The 16,661-nt window shown below is 31.7% G+C and carries 19 protein-coding genes; 1 reads left to right on the top strand and 18 read right to left on the bottom strand.

What is annotated here, in order from left to right:
* Positions 1–273: 273 nt before the first annotated feature.
* The 16 genes from ACH5TX_RS02380 to ACH5TX_RS02305 form a co-directional block, all read right to left on the bottom strand.
* Positions 274–1,575 carry a sulfatase-like hydrolase/transferase gene (locus tag ACH5TX_RS02380; RefSeq protein WP_439337957.1) on the bottom strand — a complete coding sequence of 434 codons (1,302 nt, stop codon included), beginning with the start codon at positions 1,573–1,575 and terminating at the stop codon, positions 274–276.
* Between the two features lie 14 nt (positions 1,576–1,589).
* Positions 1,590–2,531 (bottom strand): YHYH protein, encoded by a 942-nt coding sequence (locus ACH5TX_RS02375; RefSeq protein WP_439337956.1) that lies wholly within the window; start codon positions 2,529–2,531, stop codon positions 1,590–1,592.
* Positions 2,532–2,717: 186 nt separating this feature from the next.
* Entirely contained in the window at positions 2,718–3,368 is a 651-nt protein-coding gene (locus tag ACH5TX_RS02370) for a hypothetical protein (protein WP_439337955.1), read from the bottom strand.
* 216 nt (positions 3,369–3,584) lie between these two features.
* Positions 3,585–4,889, bottom strand: coding sequence for a cryptochrome/photolyase family protein (locus ACH5TX_RS02365; RefSeq protein WP_439337954.1), 1,305 nt, complete (start codon positions 4,887–4,889; stop codon positions 3,585–3,587).
* A complete protein-coding gene (locus tag ACH5TX_RS02360; RefSeq protein WP_439337953.1) occupies positions 4,890–5,351 on the bottom strand; it encodes an SRPBCC family protein in 462 nt (153 codons plus the stop codon). It abuts the gene before it with no gap.
* Positions 5,352–5,366: 15 nt separating this feature from the next.
* On the bottom strand, positions 5,367–5,828 hold the full coding sequence (locus ACH5TX_RS02355; RefSeq protein ID WP_439337952.1) for a TspO/MBR family protein: 462 nt from the start codon (positions 5,826–5,828) through the stop codon (positions 5,367–5,369).
* 19 nt (positions 5,829–5,847) lie between these two features.
* Positions 5,848–6,015 (bottom strand): Lacal_2735 family protein, encoded by a 168-nt coding sequence (locus ACH5TX_RS02350; RefSeq protein ID WP_439337951.1) that lies wholly within the window; start codon positions 6,013–6,015, stop codon positions 5,848–5,850.
* A gap of 5 nt (positions 6,016–6,020) precedes the next feature.
* Complete coding sequence (locus tag ACH5TX_RS02345; RefSeq protein ID WP_439337950.1) at positions 6,021–6,563, bottom strand: glutathione peroxidase; 543 nt, start codon at positions 6,561–6,563, stop codon at positions 6,021–6,023.
* Positions 6,564–6,567: 4 nt separating this feature from the next.
* Positions 6,568–7,251: an SDR family NAD(P)-dependent oxidoreductase gene (locus tag ACH5TX_RS02340; protein WP_439337949.1), complete on the bottom strand. Its 684-nt coding sequence runs from the start codon at positions 7,249–7,251 to the stop codon at positions 6,568–6,570.
* 23 nt (positions 7,252–7,274) lie between these two features.
* Complete coding sequence (locus ACH5TX_RS02335) at positions 7,275–7,490, bottom strand: hypothetical protein (protein WP_439337948.1); 216 nt, start codon at positions 7,488–7,490, stop codon at positions 7,275–7,277.
* A 156-nt stretch (positions 7,491–7,646) separates the two neighbouring features.
* On the bottom strand, positions 7,647–7,871 hold the full coding sequence (locus tag ACH5TX_RS02330; RefSeq protein ID WP_439337947.1) for a hypothetical protein: 225 nt from the start codon (positions 7,869–7,871) through the stop codon (positions 7,647–7,649).
* A 126-nt stretch (positions 7,872–7,997) separates the two neighbouring features.
* Positions 7,998–9,419 carry an SDR family oxidoreductase gene (locus tag ACH5TX_RS02325; RefSeq protein WP_439337946.1) on the bottom strand — a complete coding sequence of 474 codons (1,422 nt, stop codon included), beginning with the start codon at positions 9,417–9,419 and terminating at the stop codon, positions 7,998–8,000.
* A 46-nt stretch (positions 9,420–9,465) separates the two neighbouring features.
* Entirely contained in the window at positions 9,466–10,086 is a 621-nt protein-coding gene (locus tag ACH5TX_RS02320; protein ID WP_439337945.1) for a flavin reductase family protein, read from the bottom strand.
* Entirely contained in the window at positions 10,086–11,396 is a 1,311-nt protein-coding gene (locus ACH5TX_RS02315) for an ABC1 kinase family protein (RefSeq protein WP_439337944.1), read from the bottom strand. Before ACH5TX_RS02315 ends, ACH5TX_RS02320 begins: the two co-directional genes overlap by 1 nt.
* Positions 11,397–11,400: 4 nt before the next feature.
* Positions 11,401–12,057, bottom strand: coding sequence for a TetR family transcriptional regulator C-terminal domain-containing protein (locus ACH5TX_RS02310; protein ID WP_439337943.1), 657 nt, complete (start codon positions 12,055–12,057; stop codon positions 11,401–11,403).
* Between the two features lie 91 nt (positions 12,058–12,148).
* A complete protein-coding gene (locus ACH5TX_RS02305; RefSeq protein ID WP_439337942.1) occupies positions 12,149–12,817 on the bottom strand; it encodes an MIP/aquaporin family protein in 669 nt (222 codons plus the stop codon).
* Positions 12,818–12,944: 127 nt separating this feature from the next.
* On the opposite strand from ACH5TX_RS02305, the gene ACH5TX_RS02300 reads away from it, so the two are divergent.
* Complete coding sequence (locus ACH5TX_RS02300; protein ID WP_439337941.1) at positions 12,945–13,790, top strand: DUF2911 domain-containing protein; 846 nt, start codon at positions 12,945–12,947, stop codon at positions 13,788–13,790.
* Positions 13,791–13,970: 180 nt separating this feature from the next.
* On the opposite strand, the gene ACH5TX_RS02295 is transcribed toward ACH5TX_RS02300, so the two are convergent.
* Both ACH5TX_RS02295 and ACH5TX_RS02290 read right to left on the bottom strand, forming a co-directional pair.
* The gene (locus ACH5TX_RS02295; RefSeq protein ID WP_439337940.1) at positions 13,971–14,957 is read right to left on the bottom strand and encodes a Gfo/Idh/MocA family protein; all 987 of its coding nucleotides are present in this window, start codon (positions 14,955–14,957) and stop codon (positions 13,971–13,973) included.
* Positions 14,935–16,650 carry a sodium:solute symporter family protein gene (locus ACH5TX_RS02290; RefSeq protein WP_439337939.1) on the bottom strand — a complete coding sequence of 572 codons (1,716 nt, stop codon included), beginning with the start codon at positions 16,648–16,650 and terminating at the stop codon, positions 14,935–14,937. The genes ACH5TX_RS02295 and ACH5TX_RS02290 overlap by 23 nt, the downstream gene beginning before the upstream one ends.
* Positions 16,651–16,661: the final 11 nt, after the last annotated feature.

The following is a 16,661-nucleotide window of genomic DNA, read 5'->3' as shown; positions in this document are numbered from 1 at the left end:
CTAAAAAGTCCGATGTGATTTTTATTCCGATTTGAGTAAAAATTCAGCGCAATTAATTCCGCGTTTTATTCCGCTAAATTTCGCTTTTTTTTAATTTCGATTTACTTCCTGCTGAGTGCGTTTCGCTATTGTGGGCAACGTATTTGTGTATGAGTAGTAGCGATTTAATAGGCATTACTTTTCAGTAAGTAATATACATAATAAAAAGTAATAGCGACTTGAATTAAAACTCATGTAGCTATTACTTATACACGTTGTTGTAGCCAGTTATTTTTAATTCCGAATGTTTGTTAATTCAGTTTCCAATTCTGTTTTTGCGTTCTGTTCTGTTGTAGATAGAGTTCCATTAAGTAAATTATTATTTTCGTAAGGGTCATTCACTAAATTGTAGAGTTCTTCCATTCCAAGTGAATTGACAATGAGTTTATATGTTCCATTACTTATTGTCCATTCATCATCTGCACCATCAACCAGTTCAGAGTATTGATAATCTCTTATATTGGTAGATTCTGTGAAAAGTGATTTAAAACTTTTGCTATCGTGAATTTCGCTTGTCGAACTGCCAGCAATTTGAGCTATAGTTGCAAACAAATCTGTACTAGTTATTAAGCTGTTATCTGTTCCAGTTCTTGAAACTGAATTTCCCGAAATAAACATTGGAACATTTATTCCTCCCTGATATAACGTTTCTTTCACCTTTGAACTTGAATAAGGACTTTGGGCAACTTGATTTGGCGTACCATTATCTCCAATAAAAATGATTATCGTGTTATTTCTTTCATCTTCGGGAATATTGTCTAATAATCTCCCAATTTGAAAATCCATAGCTTCAATCGCTGCCATATAGTATGGTATTGGGTCAAGGACATTATTATATGTTGGTAAATTTCCTTGACTGTGCATATTACTTGGTGGTGCATGAAATGGTGTATGAGGTGCAGTATAAGCTAACCACATAAACCAAGGTTTAGATTGTTGGTTAATCCAATTAATTGATAAGTCTGTAAAAGCTTGGGTTATATATTCCGTGTTTTTACTTGTATTACCACTTTCGTTTAATTGCCATTGGTAATAATTATCTACAGCACCACGCACAAGTCCTGCATAATAGTCAAGTCCAAACGTTTCTGGGTTTATTACTGAATTATTACCTGAAAGATGCCATTTTCCAACAATTGCAGATGAATATTCATTATTGGTTTGATTGCTAATATATTCTTGTAGTGTAGTTTCCTGAATAGATAACTCATCGCCAACACCTTTTACACCAGTTCTATAACCATACTTTCCAGTTATTATGGAAGCTCTCGTTGGTGTACAAGTTGGGTTTGTCCAAAAATTACTGAAAGAGATTCCATTATTTCTAATAGCATCTATGTTTGGTGTATTTGGTTTTATACTTCCTTCTGAAAATCCATTTATAGCATCTTTACCTAAATCATCTGCTATAATGAAAAGAATATTTGGTGATTCTGTATTTGGGACTTCAATACTAGTCTCTTCATTTGAGTCTTTTGAACAAGAAAAGATGACTAAAACAATTGAGAATAATAAGATTGATTTTATTTTATTCATTTTGCAGGTTGTTTTTATTGAGGTGTTCCTTTAAAGCATCCAATATTATATGGAAAATCATACGTCCAATGATAGTGGTATAGGTTTATCATTTCGCCATCCCAAAGAACTGGATGTGTGTGACCGTGACATTCATCTAAATCTGCGGAAGTTAGTATTTCACCATTTTCACCTTGAGGACCATATATCCCAAAACCGTCCAACATATATCCCATAAGTGCTCCGTGTCCAGATTCGTGTTCGTGAATATGATTCTGTAGGTCTTCGGCAGGAAAATGATAATGATATCTTTCTGTACCATCTGTGTGACCACCATATCTATCTAGCATTTCGTGTGCTGCTGCATCTGTTCCGAGCGTTGATGCTCCGTGATAAATAGCAGCACCAGTAACAGAAAATCCAGCAGGACCAAAAAATACGCAATTTGCTTCTTGGGCAATTTGAGGTATTGCAGGTAATGTGTAATTTACAACTTGTTCAGAAATAATGTTTGGATTTCTATCATATTGAAAAGCTTCCGTACCGGGTTGAATTGGAAATATACCAGTCGGATGGTCTGGTAAATTATTTCCTGTAATAATTCTGTTGCCATTTCCATCTAAACGAATGTCAAATATGTGATTCCACGTTATGTTGCCTTCTACTTGAGGTTTTCTTGTATAATCCCAAGTTCCATCGGGATTCGTCCAATCACTTGCATTATTTGCTCCTGCTCCGTCAGATGGTAGTCCACATAACCATAAAGAAAGAAAATCAGGAAATGGGTCGCCTTGATTTCTTATTAAGATTTCTGTTTCTCCCACACCACCAAATGGCAAACTAGTGAGGTCAACAGTTTCAGGTAAAGTTTCTTCCTTAATTACGGTAGAATCATCAGATTTGTTACAGCTAGTAAGCGTAATGAAAGTTACAAACAAGTAAATACTCGTTGTTTTGAAATAATTTTTGTAGGTCATAATTGATTTGTTTAGAATTAGGACTTTCTTATTTCCAAAAGGTTTAATTTGAAGATGGTTTTAATTGGCTACAACGGATTGGTATAAGCTTTGTTGCGTCGGTTTAGCAGTAAATATAGTAAATAATTACCGACCAAGAAAGTCCGCGAGGACTTTCGCAAGTAGGCAAGAAGCAAGCAATAAAGTTTATACGGTGTTGCCACCAGTTATTTTTATTTCGATAATTTTCTCAATTTTTTCATTTTCAATGTTAAATTCGATATTTTTAGATTTATGAATTGGACTGTCAATTCCTTTAATTGTATTTTTCTTAAATGTCTCTAAATTTAACACTCTAAATTTCTTTTTATATTTAGTTAAAGTATTTTTTTCCAAGTCAAATATTCCTATTTTCTGAATTTTTCCTTTAAAAAACGAATTTTCCCAAATTGGAATTGCTATTTTTAGTCCAGATTCATTCCATAATCCAGGTCCACCACAATTATTTCCAATTAGAACAGTATTTTCTCCTTTTCTATTGAGTTTGCAAATTCCGCTTATTGGTGCTCCCATTCCAATTTCATATAGGTTTGAATATTCCAAAGTAGCATTGTTTTCATTTTTCAGTTTGTTAGAATTTTCATTCGGAAAATCCCAAGCATTTGGATATTTCATATTTTCTTTTGTGTAACCAACTGTTAAAATTATTGAAGGTTCGTCAACTTTCAGTTCTCTTAAAATTCTGTACGCAATATTCCTATTATCTTTTTTGATAGCTTTTTCAAACTCATTCATCATTCCAGATATATAGAGCCTTTCATTTACTGTAGTTCCTTCAAAAATTTCAGGATTATTCATTTATATGCGATTTTTTCTCTAATTGGTGGCAACACGTTATATAATTACTTTTATTACTCATATCCCGTAAATATGTCAGGATACAGTAAGTGTTTTGTTGCTGTTATCCAGTAAAGATAATTATTTTTTCCTACAATAAAATAAAAAAGATACAGTGTTTTGTAGTTTAATTCTTTCTGCTTAAGGTTTGGTTTTTCTATAAATTTAAAAAGGAGACTAACTTAAAGCCTCCTTATAAGTTTTAAGACAACGCTCTCTAGCCATTTTATGATCGACAATAGGAGTAGGGTAAGTAAGTTCTTGAAAATTGGGAACCCATTGTTTTATATATTCTAAATTTTTATCAAACTTCTCAATTTGAGTTGTTGGGTTAAAAATTCTAAAATAAGGAGCAGCATCAACACCGCAACCAGCTACCCATTGCCAATTACCAACATTACTTGCCATATCGTAATCGTGTAGTTTTTCGGCAAAATAAGCTTCACCCCAACGCCAATCAATTAATAAGTGTTTGCATAAAAAACTACCAACAAGCATACGCACACGATTATGCATAAACCCTGTTTGGTTTAATTGTCGCATACCTGCATCAACTAACGGATAACCAGTTTTACCCTCGCACCAAGCTTTAAATTCGGTTTCGTTATTGCGCCAAACAATACGGTTATATTTAGGCTTAAAACTTTCAGTTTGTGTTTGCGGAAAGTGCCATAATATTTGGGTGAAAAATTCTCGCCAAATAAGCTCTTGCCAAAATATTTCATTTTGTTGTGCGGTTGCTTTTTTTACCATATTACGAATACTTACTGTGCCAAAACGTAAATGCGGACCTAACTTAGAGGTGCTGTCTTGTGCGGGGAAGTTTCGGGTGTTTTCATAGCTTTCAATTAATAGAGGACTTACAGTATAAGCTTCAATGTTTTGACTTGATTTAGAAAAACCAATATCTGCTAAACTTAAATTTGAAAAGGTATCATTTGAAATAAGGTTAGGTAATAATGTTTCTGATGGATAAGTGTTGAAATCAAGCCTTCTAAAAGTTTCTTTCCAACGTTTCATGTATGGTGTGTACACTAAGTATGGTTTACCATCAGCTTTAGTAATCTCGTTTTTTTCAAAAACAACCTGGTCTTTATAGGTTTTAAAGTTTACATTATGTTCTACTAAAAGTGTTTCAATCTCTAAGTCACGTTCTTTTGCATAAGGCTCGTAATCATGATTGGTGTAAACACTTTCAATGGTATAGGTTTCTAATAATTTCTTAAAGATGTCTATGGGTTTTCCTAAGAACATAGAAATACCGCTGTTAAATTCTTTATGAAGTTTTGTATTTATTTCTTGAAGCGTTTCATGTATAAATGTAACCCGAGTATCATCTTTGGGTAATCGTTCTAAAATATTTGAGTCAAAAATAAAAATAGGAAGCACTGGGTTTTTAGCTTGTAATGCTGCAAATAGTCCGTGATTATCATTTAATCGTAAATCGCGACGAAACCAGAATATGTTTATGGCGTGTTTCATTTAATATTTACCAAATAAAGCTTCAAGTTTTTTAGTTCGGTAGTTAAAAATTTCTTCCAGCTTAGGTTTCACTAAAAACGGATGAACAAGTTGTCCTAAAATTCCAAAAGGAACTTTATAATCTATAATATCTTCCATTTCTACACCGCCTTCAATTTCTTTTATAAAATGCTTATGATGCCAAAGCGCATAAGGACCAAAACGCTGTTCATCAACAAAGTAATGTTTGTCAACTACATGGGTAATTTCGGTAACCCATTTAGTTTTAATACTTAAAACAGGAGTAACAATATACTGTATTATTTGACCAGCAAACATAGGTCTGTCTGCTCCAGACAAAATGTTAAACCCCATATAATCTGGAGTAATGGTTTTTAAGTTTTTCGGACTCGATAAAAAATCCCAAGCTTCTTGTAGCGTAATTGGAAGATTCTGTTTTTTATGTAGCGTATATATCTTCATCTAAATAAATTTAAACTAATTATTAAATAAAATATACGCATTAAGCGATGTGGCTATGCATAACCAAATAAAGTAGGGGAGTATTAATAAGCTTTTTTGTTTTAATGCGTTTTTATAATTGAATAAAAACAATCCAACAATTATAGTTAGTAAAATGATACAAATAAGGCCTAATAGTACTAAATGCTGATTGAAGAAAATAAAATTCCAGATAACATTGAGTAAAAATTGAATACCAAATAGTGTTATTAATTTTGTGTTAGGTTGCAGTTTGTATAAGTGTGCCATATAAACTGAAAAACAAATCATTATAGTACTCCATGCAACACCAAAAAACCATCCTGGAGGCGTCCAAGGTGCTTGATTTAAGTTTTCATACCATTCGGTTCTTGGACCGTCATTCATCAGCCAACTACCAATGGCTAAAGCTCCAAAATTGATGACTAAAAAAACAACAATGTACTTGAATAGTTTCATGAGTTTAAAATAATTTTTATTATTGTTTTAATGTTTCAATTTGTTTTAAAACAGCTTCTGCTTCAGCATATTTTTTATCACTTTCGGCTCTATTAATACTAGATAGTTTATGCCATTCAGCCATAAGTGATTTGTATTTTTTTTGAAGTTTTTCTGATTCTGTTTTCTTTTTAAATAGTCCGAACATCGTCTTTAAATTAGGTGTTTAGTTATTTTATCACTTAAAGGCTTCGTTGAAGAAAAATAGTAGTTAACCAAATGTCCTTGCGTATCAACTAAATATTTTTGAAAATTCCATTTTACAGAAGAATCTGTCTTACCATTTAGTTCCTTTTTTGTTAACCACTGGTATAATGGATGTTGGTTAATACCTTTAACCTTTGTTTTTTCAGTCATTAAAAAAGTAACTCCATAATTTACTTCGCAAAAAGTTTGTATCTCTTTAAATGTACCTGGTTCTTGATTTCCAAATTGATTACATGGCACTCCTATAACCATGAGTTTGTCTTTGTATATGTTATATAGTTTTTGTAAATCTTTGTATTGCTCGGTAAATCCACATTTTGAAGCTACGTTTACAAATAAAATATGTTTACCTTTAAATGAAGATAAGTCGATATGTTTTCCACTTAAATCATTAATTTTAATATCATAAATTGATGATGCTGGAACTGTTTGAGCTTTAGATTTTGAGAATATTGAGAACATAATGCTGAGTAAAATTATTTTTTTCATAAGTCTATAATTTGAATGAAACAATACCACAGTCCATTTTAAAAATTTGACCAGAAAGTGATGCTGATTTTTTAGAAATTAAAAATTCTGCCATTTCAGCTACTTCTTCTGGATTTAAAAACTTTTTTAAAGGATGACGTTCTGTAATATTTTCAATCATTTTGTCGTTTCTCAATAGTTTTGAAGCTAAGTCTGTATTTGTAACAGTAGGAGCAATGGCATTAATGCGAATAGTAGGCGCTAATTCTGCTCCTAATGATTTTACCAAACCTTCAACCCCAGATTTTGCTGTAGCAATACTTGCATGAAATGGCATGCCTAATTGAGTAGCTACTGTGCTAAATAAAAGTATAGCTGGGTGATCTCCGTTTTTTAGTATTGGAAGGTATTTTTGAATGGACTTTACAGCACCAAGTACATTAATTTCAAAATCGTTTTTAAAATCATCTATACTTAACCTAGAAATAGGTTTTAAGTTTATACTACCAGGACAATAGATAAGTGAGTCAGCAGTTTCTATATCTGGTAGCTTATCTTTGGTAATATCGCAAGAAAAGTGAATTAAATTAGCATGCTTGAACTCGGGAATGGTTCTGCTAATATTTATAACTTTAGAATATTTAAGTAGTTTATTTAGTATGGCATTTCCAATACCCTTACTTCCACCTACAACAATAATTGTTTTCATATGGTTTCAGGGCATTTTTTTATTTATGGCCTGCCCTTCAGCCTTTTTTCTATTTTTTGTTTAATAGCTGTCAAACGCTTCATTAAATCCATGATTTCCGGATCCTTTTCTTCTTTATAAATTGTATTCAAACTTAATATCAAATTTTTAACTTCTCTAGACGATTCGATACGTTCACTTGTTGTTTTAAAAGTGTGTTTACGTTGTTCGAACTCTAAAGCTTTATCAATAATCTCCATAATTTTTTTTAATCTTTAATCTAATGTTATCATAATCTGTACAAAAACACTGCCAGATGTTGACAATATAGTAAAAACTAAGAGATTTCCGATTTTTATGGCTATTTATTAAGGAAAAATTAATAATATATTTTTTTATTCCAATTTTTTTGTGTTTTAAGAGGTTAAAGGCGCTCCTTTAAGACGCTTTTCAACTTTTCTTTTTATAGCTGTAATGCGTTTCATGGTATCCATGATTTTTTCATCTTTCTCAGCCTTGTAGATTTCGTTTAATTCTAAAATTAAAGCTTTTGCTTCACGAGAAATTTTTACACGATCGCTAGTTGATAACGATCTCATTTTTCTTTCTTCAAATGCTTGTGCTCTATCTATTAAGTCCATATATTATATATGTTTAAAATTTGTATTATTTACAATAAATTTATGTAACTGCAAAGTTATGAAATTGTTTGAGTTATTCATGTATTTATTAAACATCATAATTGATGCTGCTATAAGAAGAATTTATTACTCTTTTGTAAGCTTATTAATCATGCCTTTAAAAATGAATCCATGAAAAGGAAATACGCTATACCAATACATGCGTCCCCATAATCCTCTAGGTCTAAAGGTAGCTGTTTGCTTAAGTAAATTATTCTCTATTTTAAACTCTAACCACGCTTCTCCTGGAAGTTTCATTTCGGCATAGAGTAAAAGTTTTTGTTGTTTTTTATCAGCAAAAATGACGCGCCAAAAATCTAGGGCATCCCCAACATTTAATTCTGTTGGACTCGTTCGACCTCTTCTTAAGCCTATGCCTCCAAAAAATTTATCAATATAACCTCTTGTTTTCCATAAAAATGTGCCGTAATACCAACCTGTTGTGCCTCCAATACTCCAGATTTTATCTATGGTTTTTTTTGTGTTTTTTACTTGTCGTTCTTTATAGTCTTTAAAACAACCATATTTTGGCACATTTACATATTTGTGTAAATTATTAGGTAGTCTGCCGCTACTAATCATTGAATCTTTCCAGCTAGATACAATGCTGTTCTGCTCTATTTTTTTAAATGCTAATGCTACTGCTTGTTTGTAACTTAATGGATTTACAGATAATATTTTATTAATTTCACTAGGCTTTCCTATTATTTGAACATTCATACTATCAACCAATGTAGATGCTAATTTGTATGAAGTAGAAGTTACAAAGTATAACCAATACGATGATAATTTAGCAGTCATTACAGGTACTGTTAGTATATAACGTTTTAAGCCTCTTACGTTTGCAAATTGTAAAAGCATTTCTTTATAAGTTAGTATTTCTGGACCAAATACATCATACGATTTATTGTAAACAGATGTGTTGTCAGCCGCATTTAATAAAAATGATAAAACATCTCTAACGGCCAATGGTTGTGTTTTTGTATATAACCATTTCGGAGCAATCATGAAAGGGAGTTTTTCTACTAAATCTCTAATGATTTCGAAAGAAGAACTACCAGATCCTACAATAATACCTGCTTTAAAAACAGTAAGTGCGTAAGTCTCTGAAGCTAATGCATTTTCAACATTTTTACGAGATTGTAAATGCTTAGAAAGTTTTATTTCGTTTGTTATGCCACTTAAATAAATAACTTGTTTTGTTTTTGTGGTTTCTATGAATGTTTTGAAATTTATAGCACAACGTGCTTCTAAGGATTCAAAATCACTATCATTAGACATGGAGTGAATTAAATAATATGCGATATCTATGTCTTTTGGAATATTTTGAAGCGTTTCTGGTTTTAGAAAATCAACTTCAATAATATATATGTTTTCTTCTTCTTTATAACTTTTATCGGCGCGTAATCTATCTCTAACACAACACACAACTTGATGTCCTTGATTTATTAATAAAGGAATAAGTCGTTTTCCTATATAACCAGTAGCTCCTGTAACAAGAATTTTCATATGTGTATATCTATTGATTTATATTAAAAAAATGTGATCGTCATTGTTATTCTTCTTTTGGTCTTTGGTATCCGAATCTAGTTTTGTTTTTAGGAATTGCGTATCCGTCAAGGCCATTAATAGCAGCTATCTTAGCTTTTGAGAGGTTTATAAATCCATCATCTTCTAAAAGATCATCATTTACATAAAAGCCTATAATTTTACCAATTAGTAAGATAGTGTTATTTGCTTTAATATCATATTCTTCAAGGTATTTCATAGCTAATTGAATAGGTGCATCTTTAACAAAAGGAGCGTAAAAATCATTTTTATAATCAGAATTTAGATTTGTAACATCAAATTCTGAAATAGAAGCATCATATTTAGCTGATGTATGATGCGCATCTTCTATAATACTTTTATGAATGTGATTTATAGTATAAAAACCGTTAGATTTTATATTATCGTATGTATTTCTTATAACCGTTGTTGGTCTCATAAACAACCCTAACATAGCAGGACTAGAACCAATATGAGTAACAGAGCTAAACACGGCAACGTTTTCAATACCGTCATTAGATTTTGTTGCTATGAGGTTAGCCGACTTGTATCCTGATGAACAATTTATTAAGTTTATTTTGTATAAATGCTCAAGGTTTTCAATTGTATTTTCATTGAAATATCGCATTATAAGTTTTTATAATTATTTATTATAATATTTTGAGATTTAAGGTCAAACATTAAATTGTAGAGCCCAAAAAAAGTTCTATTTATATAAATAAAATGTTTAGAACCTCGATTGCCATTCATCTTTTTTAAGTCGGTGCTTTTAGAATAGCGTTCTCCTAATTCAGCTATTTTACCAAAGAATCCAGTGTCCGAAAAATCAAAAATTTCAGAATGGAAAGGCTGTGTGAATAAACTAAGCATTTCATGAAACATTGTTGTGAAAAACTCAAGTTCTTCTTTACTATCATCTTCTTTAAGTATTTCTAACTCATATAATTTTGATGTAAAAAAGTCTTTATTATTTATGTTTTCAGGATTTGCAAGTTCAAAATAAGGTGTGTAAAATTCGTTTGGAATAGATTTCATACACCCAAAGTCAAGTGCTATTAATTTTCCTTGTTTCGATATTAAAAAGTTTCCAGGATGCGGATCTGCATGTACTTTTTTTAGTTTATGAATTTGAAACATGTAGAAATCCCAGAGAGCTTGACCTAATTTATTAGCTTTTTCTTGGTTGGTATTATAAGCTGTAAACTCAGAAAGATGTTCACCTTCCATATAATCCATAGTTATAATGCGTTCTGAAGATAAATCTTCATAATATTTTGGAAACAATAGGTTAGAAATGTGAGAGCAAGCCAAAGCAATTTCTTTACTTTGTTTTATTTCTAACATATAATTTGTTTCCTCAACCAATTTATTTTCAACTTCTTTAAAATATTTATCAGAATCTTTGCCTTTTATATTAAACATACTCATGGCAATAGGTTTTACCATTGCAAGATCTGAAGCAATACTTTCAGCAACTCCTGGATATTGGATTTTCACAGCAAGTTTTTTCCCATCTTTTACTGCTATATGGACTTGTCCTATACTAGCAGCGTTTACAGAAGTTGCGTTAAAAGTATCAAATATGTCATTTGGTGTTTTACCAAAATATTTTTTAAATGTTTTTATTACTAAAGGAGGCGATAGTGGAGGTACAGAGAATTGTGCTAATGAAAATTTTTCGACATAAGCTTGTGGTAAAATGCTTTTTTCCATGCTAAGCATTTGTGCTACTTTAAGAGCGCTTCCTTTTAATTGTTTTAAGCCATCATATATATCGGTTGCGTTATTTTTATTTAATCGCTCTTTGGCTTCTATTTCAGAATTAACCATTTTGTCTCCATAATACTTAATGTAATTAACACCTACTTTGGCTCCTGTTGAAACCAATTTTGTTGCGCGTTGTATTTTGGAAGTTGGTATTTTGTCTATAGTTTTCATAGGCTTAATTCATTTGAAATTTCTCTTTAAATAGGAATTTACCTAAATCAATAACACTCTTTAATGGAGCAATGTCTAAAATATCAAAACTTGTATTCACAGATTTTTCAATAAAAATGTCTGTTTTTTCAAACGAAGGAGAGGTGTCATCCATCCAGAATTTCATGGTTAATAGTAGTTGTACCCATGCTGATTCTTTTAATGTTTTTTTCTGAATTTTTTCAACCTTTTCTTGTTTTATATCTAATATTTCAATGTCTAAATGGTCTATGTAATTTGTGAATTGATGCTTTAATCTAGAAAGTATTTTTAAACCTTTTAAACTATTTTTATGCTTGTTAAGTACATATATAACATAGCTTCTGTTTGCTGTTAGGTTTTCAAAAAAAGTAAAGTATAAGCTTAAAAGCTTGTTTCTTGCATCAAAGGATTTGTAATCTTCACTTTTATTTAAAGCATTTATGGAGTTATGAAAAAAAGTTTCAAAAATTTCTTTTTCAATAGCTTCAAAAGAAGAAAAGAATTCATAAAATTTAGCTTCTTCAAAGTTGTTCGTTTTACAAAAGACAAAAACAGATTTTGGGTTTCCGTTATGTTCTAATACATAGTCCATAAAGTAGGACATAATATCATTACTAGAAATTGCTTTATTCTTTTCCATATTTATTGTTTTATGGTAAAGATACAAAATGTTTAACTTGTTTTAAAATTTGTTAAACAAAAAAAATATTTAGTTGAAATAAATATTAGAATTAATTATCACCTTTCACTAATTTCCAACTAAACACGGCAGCTATAGCTCCTAAAATAGGAGCAGAGATATACAACCACAAATATTGGAAATTACCCGTAAAAATGGCAGGCGCAATAGAACGAATAGGATTCATAGATGCTTTTGTCATAGGGCCCGCAAACATAGCTTCTAAAAGAATGACACCTCCAACTGCAATGGCAGCCATAGTACCTATTTCTTTACTTCCTGTTGAAATATTCATAATTACAACCATTAAAAAGAAGGTTAATAGAAACTCTAAAATAGCCGCTTTATAAGGCGGGAAACCTTCGGCAGGAGTTGTTTCTCCTAAAAACTGACTTTCAGGAAATAGAAACCACAATAAAAAAGAAGCCAGTATAGCGCCAATAGCCTGTGCAAAAATATATTGAGGTACTTTTTTCCAAGAGAATTTTTTAGCAACAGCAAAACCAATAGTAACCGCAGGGTTAAAATGTGCCCCCGAAATTTCACCAAAAGCATATATCATTGCCATAACAATAAGCCCCCAAGTGGCAGCAACACCTACATGAGAAATACTACCATTAGTAATTTCATTAATAGTCATAGCACCACAGCCACAAAACACCATTGCAAAAGTTCCTATAATTTCGGAGTAATACTGTTTCATATTGGTTATTTTATTCATTTTATGCTTTTACTTTAAAAATAAGATGCAAATATACAATGTCTTATTTTAAGCTTTTGTTAACATCTAGAAGAAATAGGAGTTGTAAATTTATTGCAACTATTATTAAACCAAAAACAACACTATTATGAAAAAGCTATTTTTACTTTTATTAGCGTTTACTACAATCTATTCGGTAGATGCGCAAATTAAAACCCCACAACCAAGTCCGTTTTCTAAAATGGAACAAAAGGTAGGATTAACCGATGTTACTTTAGAATATTCTAGACCAAATATGAGAGGACGTACTATTTTTGGAAATTTGGTGCCTTACGGAAAGCTTTGGCGTTTAGGGGCTAATGCCAATACAAAAATTACATTTAGTACAGATGTTACAGTTGAAGGTCAAGCATTAAAAGCAGGAACTTATGCTATTTACGCAACACCTAATAAAGAATCTTGGGAGGTTGTTTTTTATAGTGATGCTAGCAATTGGGGAACACCACGCGAGTGGGATGAAACCAAAGTAGCTGCTAAAGTAACTGCTAAAATTTACCCAATGCCAATGAAAATTGAAACGTTTACTATGACGTTTGACGATTTAAATAATAACGGAGCTACTATAGGAATGCTTTGGGAAGATGTGTATGCAGGTGTTACTTTTGAGGTACCTACTGATAAAGCAGTGACTGCTAATATTGAGAAAGTTATGAATGGTCCAGGGGCTGGCGATTATTATGCTGCAGCAGTGTATTATTTACAAGCTGGTAAAGATATTAATCAAGCGAAAACATGGATTGATAAAGCTATTACAATGGCTGGAGATAAAGCTCCTTTTTGGCAATTAAGACAACAATCGTTAATTTATGCTAAGGCTGGCGATGTTAAAGGTGCTATTGCTGCGGCTAAAAAATCGTTAGCAGCTGCAGAAAAAGCAGGAAATGCCGATTATGTAAAAATGAATAAAGAGTCTATTGCTGAGTGGATGCAGTAGATTTATAATAATTTATACCATTGAAAAACGCAACTCCAGAACAGGGTTGCGTTTTTTGTTTTAATTTTTGGGCGTTTTAACACGCTTTCACTACTCGCTCCTCCTATGTCGGGAGCTCAAACAGGCCGTTCAATCGTTAACGCATGTGTTTGCTAGCTTTAGTTTTTTTCAATTAATTAATTAATAGTCTAATTTAATTATCGCTCTAACGTCATCAAGTGTTTTAATAAGGTTTTTACTAAACTCGAAAGTCATAATATCACTTTCGGTTTTACCGTCTCTTATAAGTTGATTAAAGTGCATAGTTTCGTAGTTATAGCCAATAGTGTTATATCCGAAATCTTTTATTTCTTCTTTTCCATCAACAAGTATAGAAACGGTTGTTGGCATATGAAACATCGTATTAACCTTTATAGTTCCTTTTTCACAATGTAGAATAAGCTCCGTTGGTAAAACTTCTAATAACGAGCTTTTTAAATGCGCTTTTAAGTTATTATCATAATTAAAAGTCATATTGCAAGATGAATCAGCTCCGTTTTCAAAAAAAGTAGCAGAAGCTTCAATATTATTAGGTTTGCCAAGTGTAGACAGTGCCGTAAAAATAGGGTAGATACCAATATCTAAAAGACTGCCACCACCAAGGTTTTTATCAAAAAGTCTGCTGTTAGTATCATAAGGACGTTTAAAACCAAAATTAGCTTCAACCTTTAAAATCTCTCCGTAAGTTTTATTTTCTACTACTTTTAATACAAATTGATAGTGTGGTAAAAAGTAAGTCCAAAGGGCTTCCATTAAAAGCACATTCTTTTCTTTGGCTTTAGCAATCATTTCCTCAACTTCTTGTGCATCCATAGCAAACGGTTTCTCGCCCAAAACAGCAATGCCATTTTCTAAACATAAAAGCGCATTTTCTTTATGTAGCGTATGAGGTGTCGCAATATAAACAGCATCAATGTTAGAGTCGTTTGCTAAAGCTTCGTAACTATCATAAGCTTTTGTAGCTCCATATTTATTAGCAAAATCATCTGCTTTTTCTTGATTTCTAGACGCCACAGCATATAATTCGGCATCGTCAATAGTTAACAAATCGGTAGCAAATTGATTGGCTATTCTTCCTAAGCCAATAATGCCCCATTTTATTTTTTTAAGTGGTGATTGTTGTGTCATCTTTTTTAATAGTTAGTTGAAGTAAACATGCAATAGTTATAACAATGGCGCAACCAACAAAGTTTAACCATAGAAACGGTAGGTTAATATACTCATTTAAATCTAAAAGATAGAGTCCAATAACAAGCACTTGAGTTATTAAAGCGCCAATAAAAACAGCATTTCCTTTTACAAATTTAAAGAAGAAGGCTAATAAAAAGATTCCTAAAACATTTCCATAAAATATAGAACCTATAATATTTACAAGTTGAATTAAATTTTCGGCAAGATTAGCAATACAAGCAACACCTATAGCAATAATACCCCAAGCAAACGTAAACCATTTAGAGGCTTTTACCATTTGTTCTTCTGTTTTTTCGCTGGTATTACGTTTGTATAAATCTATAGTGGTTGTAGAGCCTAATGCATTTAATTCGCTCGCCGTACTAGACATGGCAGCACTTAAAATAACCGCTAATAGTAAACCAATGAGTCCGCGAGGTAAGTTGTTTAATATAAAATGAATAAAGACATAATCTTTGTCGTTACTTTCAATTTTTATACCTTCACTTTTAGAGGCTTTATCAATTAAATCTCTGGCTTCACTTCTTAATTCATCATTTGCTTTGTTGGCTATTGCAATATATTTTGAAGCTTCAGGATTATCAGAATTTATAAAAGCTTTAATAATTTTCTGCTTGTCATTAAAAATGGTTTTTTGTTCTTTCTGAAGGGTTTTGTAATCATTAGCATATTCCGAATGTAATACCACTTCTGTAGCTGTTGGATTAAAATTAACGGGTGCTTCATTAAATTGATAAAACACAAAAACCATAACACCAACTAACAAAATAAAGAATTGCATAGGTACTTTTAATAAGCCATTAAAAATTAAACCAAGTTGCATTTCTTTAACCGATTTACCTGATAAATAACGTTGTACTTGACTTTGATCGGTCCCGAAATACGACAGCATTAAAAAAGTACCTCCAATAATACCACTCCAAAAAGTGTAGCGATTATCTAAACTGAACGAAAAATCTAAAACGTCCATTTTACCACTTGCGCCTGCAATGTCTAATGCTTTGCTAAATGTAATATCCTGCGGAAGTTTATCTACTATTAAGAAAAAGGCAACTAGCATGCCTATAAAAATAACCACCATTTGATGTTTTTGAGTCACATTTACCGCACGTGTGCCACCAGAAACCGTATAAATAATAACTAAAAATCCAATAACAATATTTAGAGTTAGTAAGTCCCAACCTAAAACTACCGATAAAATAATTGCAGGTGCGAAAATGGTAATGCCTGCTGCTAACCCACGTTGAATTAAAAACAAAATAGCGGCTAGAGTTCTGGTTTTTAAATCGAATCGATTTTCTAAAAACTCATAGGCAGTATATACTTTTAGCCTGTGATATAGAGGTATGAAAACCATGCAAATAACAATCATGGCAATAGGTAAACCAAAATAGAATTGCACAAAACCCATACCTGAATGAAAGGCTTGTCCGGGTGTGGACAAAAACGTAATAGCACTGGCTTGCGTTGCCATTACAGAAAGTCCGATTGTCCACCATTTTGAGGTATTACCTCCTTTTAAATAATCTTGTACATTTTTGCTGCCTTTAGTTTGATACGTGCCATACGCAACGATGGCTATTAACGTTACGCAAAGAATTACCCAGTCAATCCAACTTAAAATTTGCATAATTTAAAAGG

The sequence above is a fragment of the Thalassobellus citreus genome (assembly GCF_044385915.1).
In the GTDB taxonomy this organism is placed as follows: Bacteria; Bacteroidota; Bacteroidia; order Flavobacteriales; family Flavobacteriaceae; genus Thalassobellus; species Thalassobellus citreus.
Note: the sequence above shows the minus strand (reverse complement) of the source record. Positions and strands in the feature narration are given on the sequence as shown.

Bases quoted from the DNA above. Each gene is read 5' to 3' on its own strand.
- ACH5TX_RS02380 (WP_439337957.1), bottom strand. From the start codon at position 1,575: ATGAATAAAATAAAATCAATCTTATTATTCTCAATTGTTTTAGTCATC.
- ACH5TX_RS02375 (WP_439337956.1), bottom strand. From the start codon at position 2,531: ATGACCTACAAAAATTATTTCAAAACAACGAGTATTTACTTGTTTGTA.
- ACH5TX_RS02370 (WP_439337955.1), bottom strand. From the start codon at position 3,368: ATGAATAATCCTGAAATTTTTGAAGGAACTACAGTAAATGAAAGGCTC.
- ACH5TX_RS02365 (WP_439337954.1), bottom strand. From the start codon at position 4,889: ATGAAACACGCCATAAACATATTCTGGTTTCGTCGCGATTTACGATTA.
- ACH5TX_RS02360 (WP_439337953.1), bottom strand. From the start codon at position 5,351: ATGAAGATATATACGCTACATAAAAAACAGAATCTTCCAATTACGCTA.
- ACH5TX_RS02355 (WP_439337952.1), bottom strand. From the start codon at position 5,828: ATGAAACTATTCAAGTACATTGTTGTTTTTTTAGTCATCAATTTTGGA.
- ACH5TX_RS02350 (WP_439337951.1), bottom strand. From the start codon at position 6,015: ATGTTCGGACTATTTAAAAAGAAAACAGAATCAGAAAAACTTCAAAAA.
- ACH5TX_RS02345 (WP_439337950.1), bottom strand. From the start codon at position 6,563: ATGAAAAAAATAATTTTACTCAGCATTATGTTCTCAATATTCTCAAAA.
- ACH5TX_RS02340 (WP_439337949.1), bottom strand. From the start codon at position 7,251: ATGAAAACAATTATTGTTGTAGGTGGAAGTAAGGGTATTGGAAATGCC.
- ACH5TX_RS02335 (WP_439337948.1), bottom strand. From the start codon at position 7,490: ATGGAGATTATTGATAAAGCTTTAGAGTTCGAACAACGTAAACACACT.
- ACH5TX_RS02330 (WP_439337947.1), bottom strand. From the start codon at position 7,871: ATGGACTTAATAGATAGAGCACAAGCATTTGAAGAAAGAAAAATGAGA.
- ACH5TX_RS02325 (WP_439337946.1), bottom strand. From the start codon at position 9,419: ATGAAAATTCTTGTTACAGGAGCTACTGGTTATATAGGAAAACGACTT.
- ACH5TX_RS02320 (WP_439337945.1), bottom strand. From the start codon at position 10,086: ATGCGATATTTCAATGAAAATACAATTGAAAACCTTGAGCATTTATAC.
- ACH5TX_RS02315 (WP_439337944.1), bottom strand. From the start codon at position 11,396: ATGAAAACTATAGACAAAATACCAACTTCCAAAATACAACGCGCAACA.
- ACH5TX_RS02310 (WP_439337943.1), bottom strand. From the start codon at position 12,057: ATGGAAAAGAATAAAGCAATTTCTAGTAATGATATTATGTCCTACTTT.
- ACH5TX_RS02305 (WP_439337942.1), bottom strand. From the start codon at position 12,817: ATGAATAAAATAACCAATATGAAACAGTATTACTCCGAAATTATAGGA.
- ACH5TX_RS02300 (WP_439337941.1), top strand. From the start codon at position 12,945: ATGAAAAAGCTATTTTTACTTTTATTAGCGTTTACTACAATCTATTCG.
- ACH5TX_RS02295 (WP_439337940.1), bottom strand. From the start codon at position 14,957: ATGACACAACAATCACCACTTAAAAAAATAAAATGGGGCATTATTGGC.
- ACH5TX_RS02290 (WP_439337939.1), bottom strand. From the start codon at position 16,650: ATGCAAATTTTAAGTTGGATTGACTGGGTAATTCTTTGCGTAACGTTA.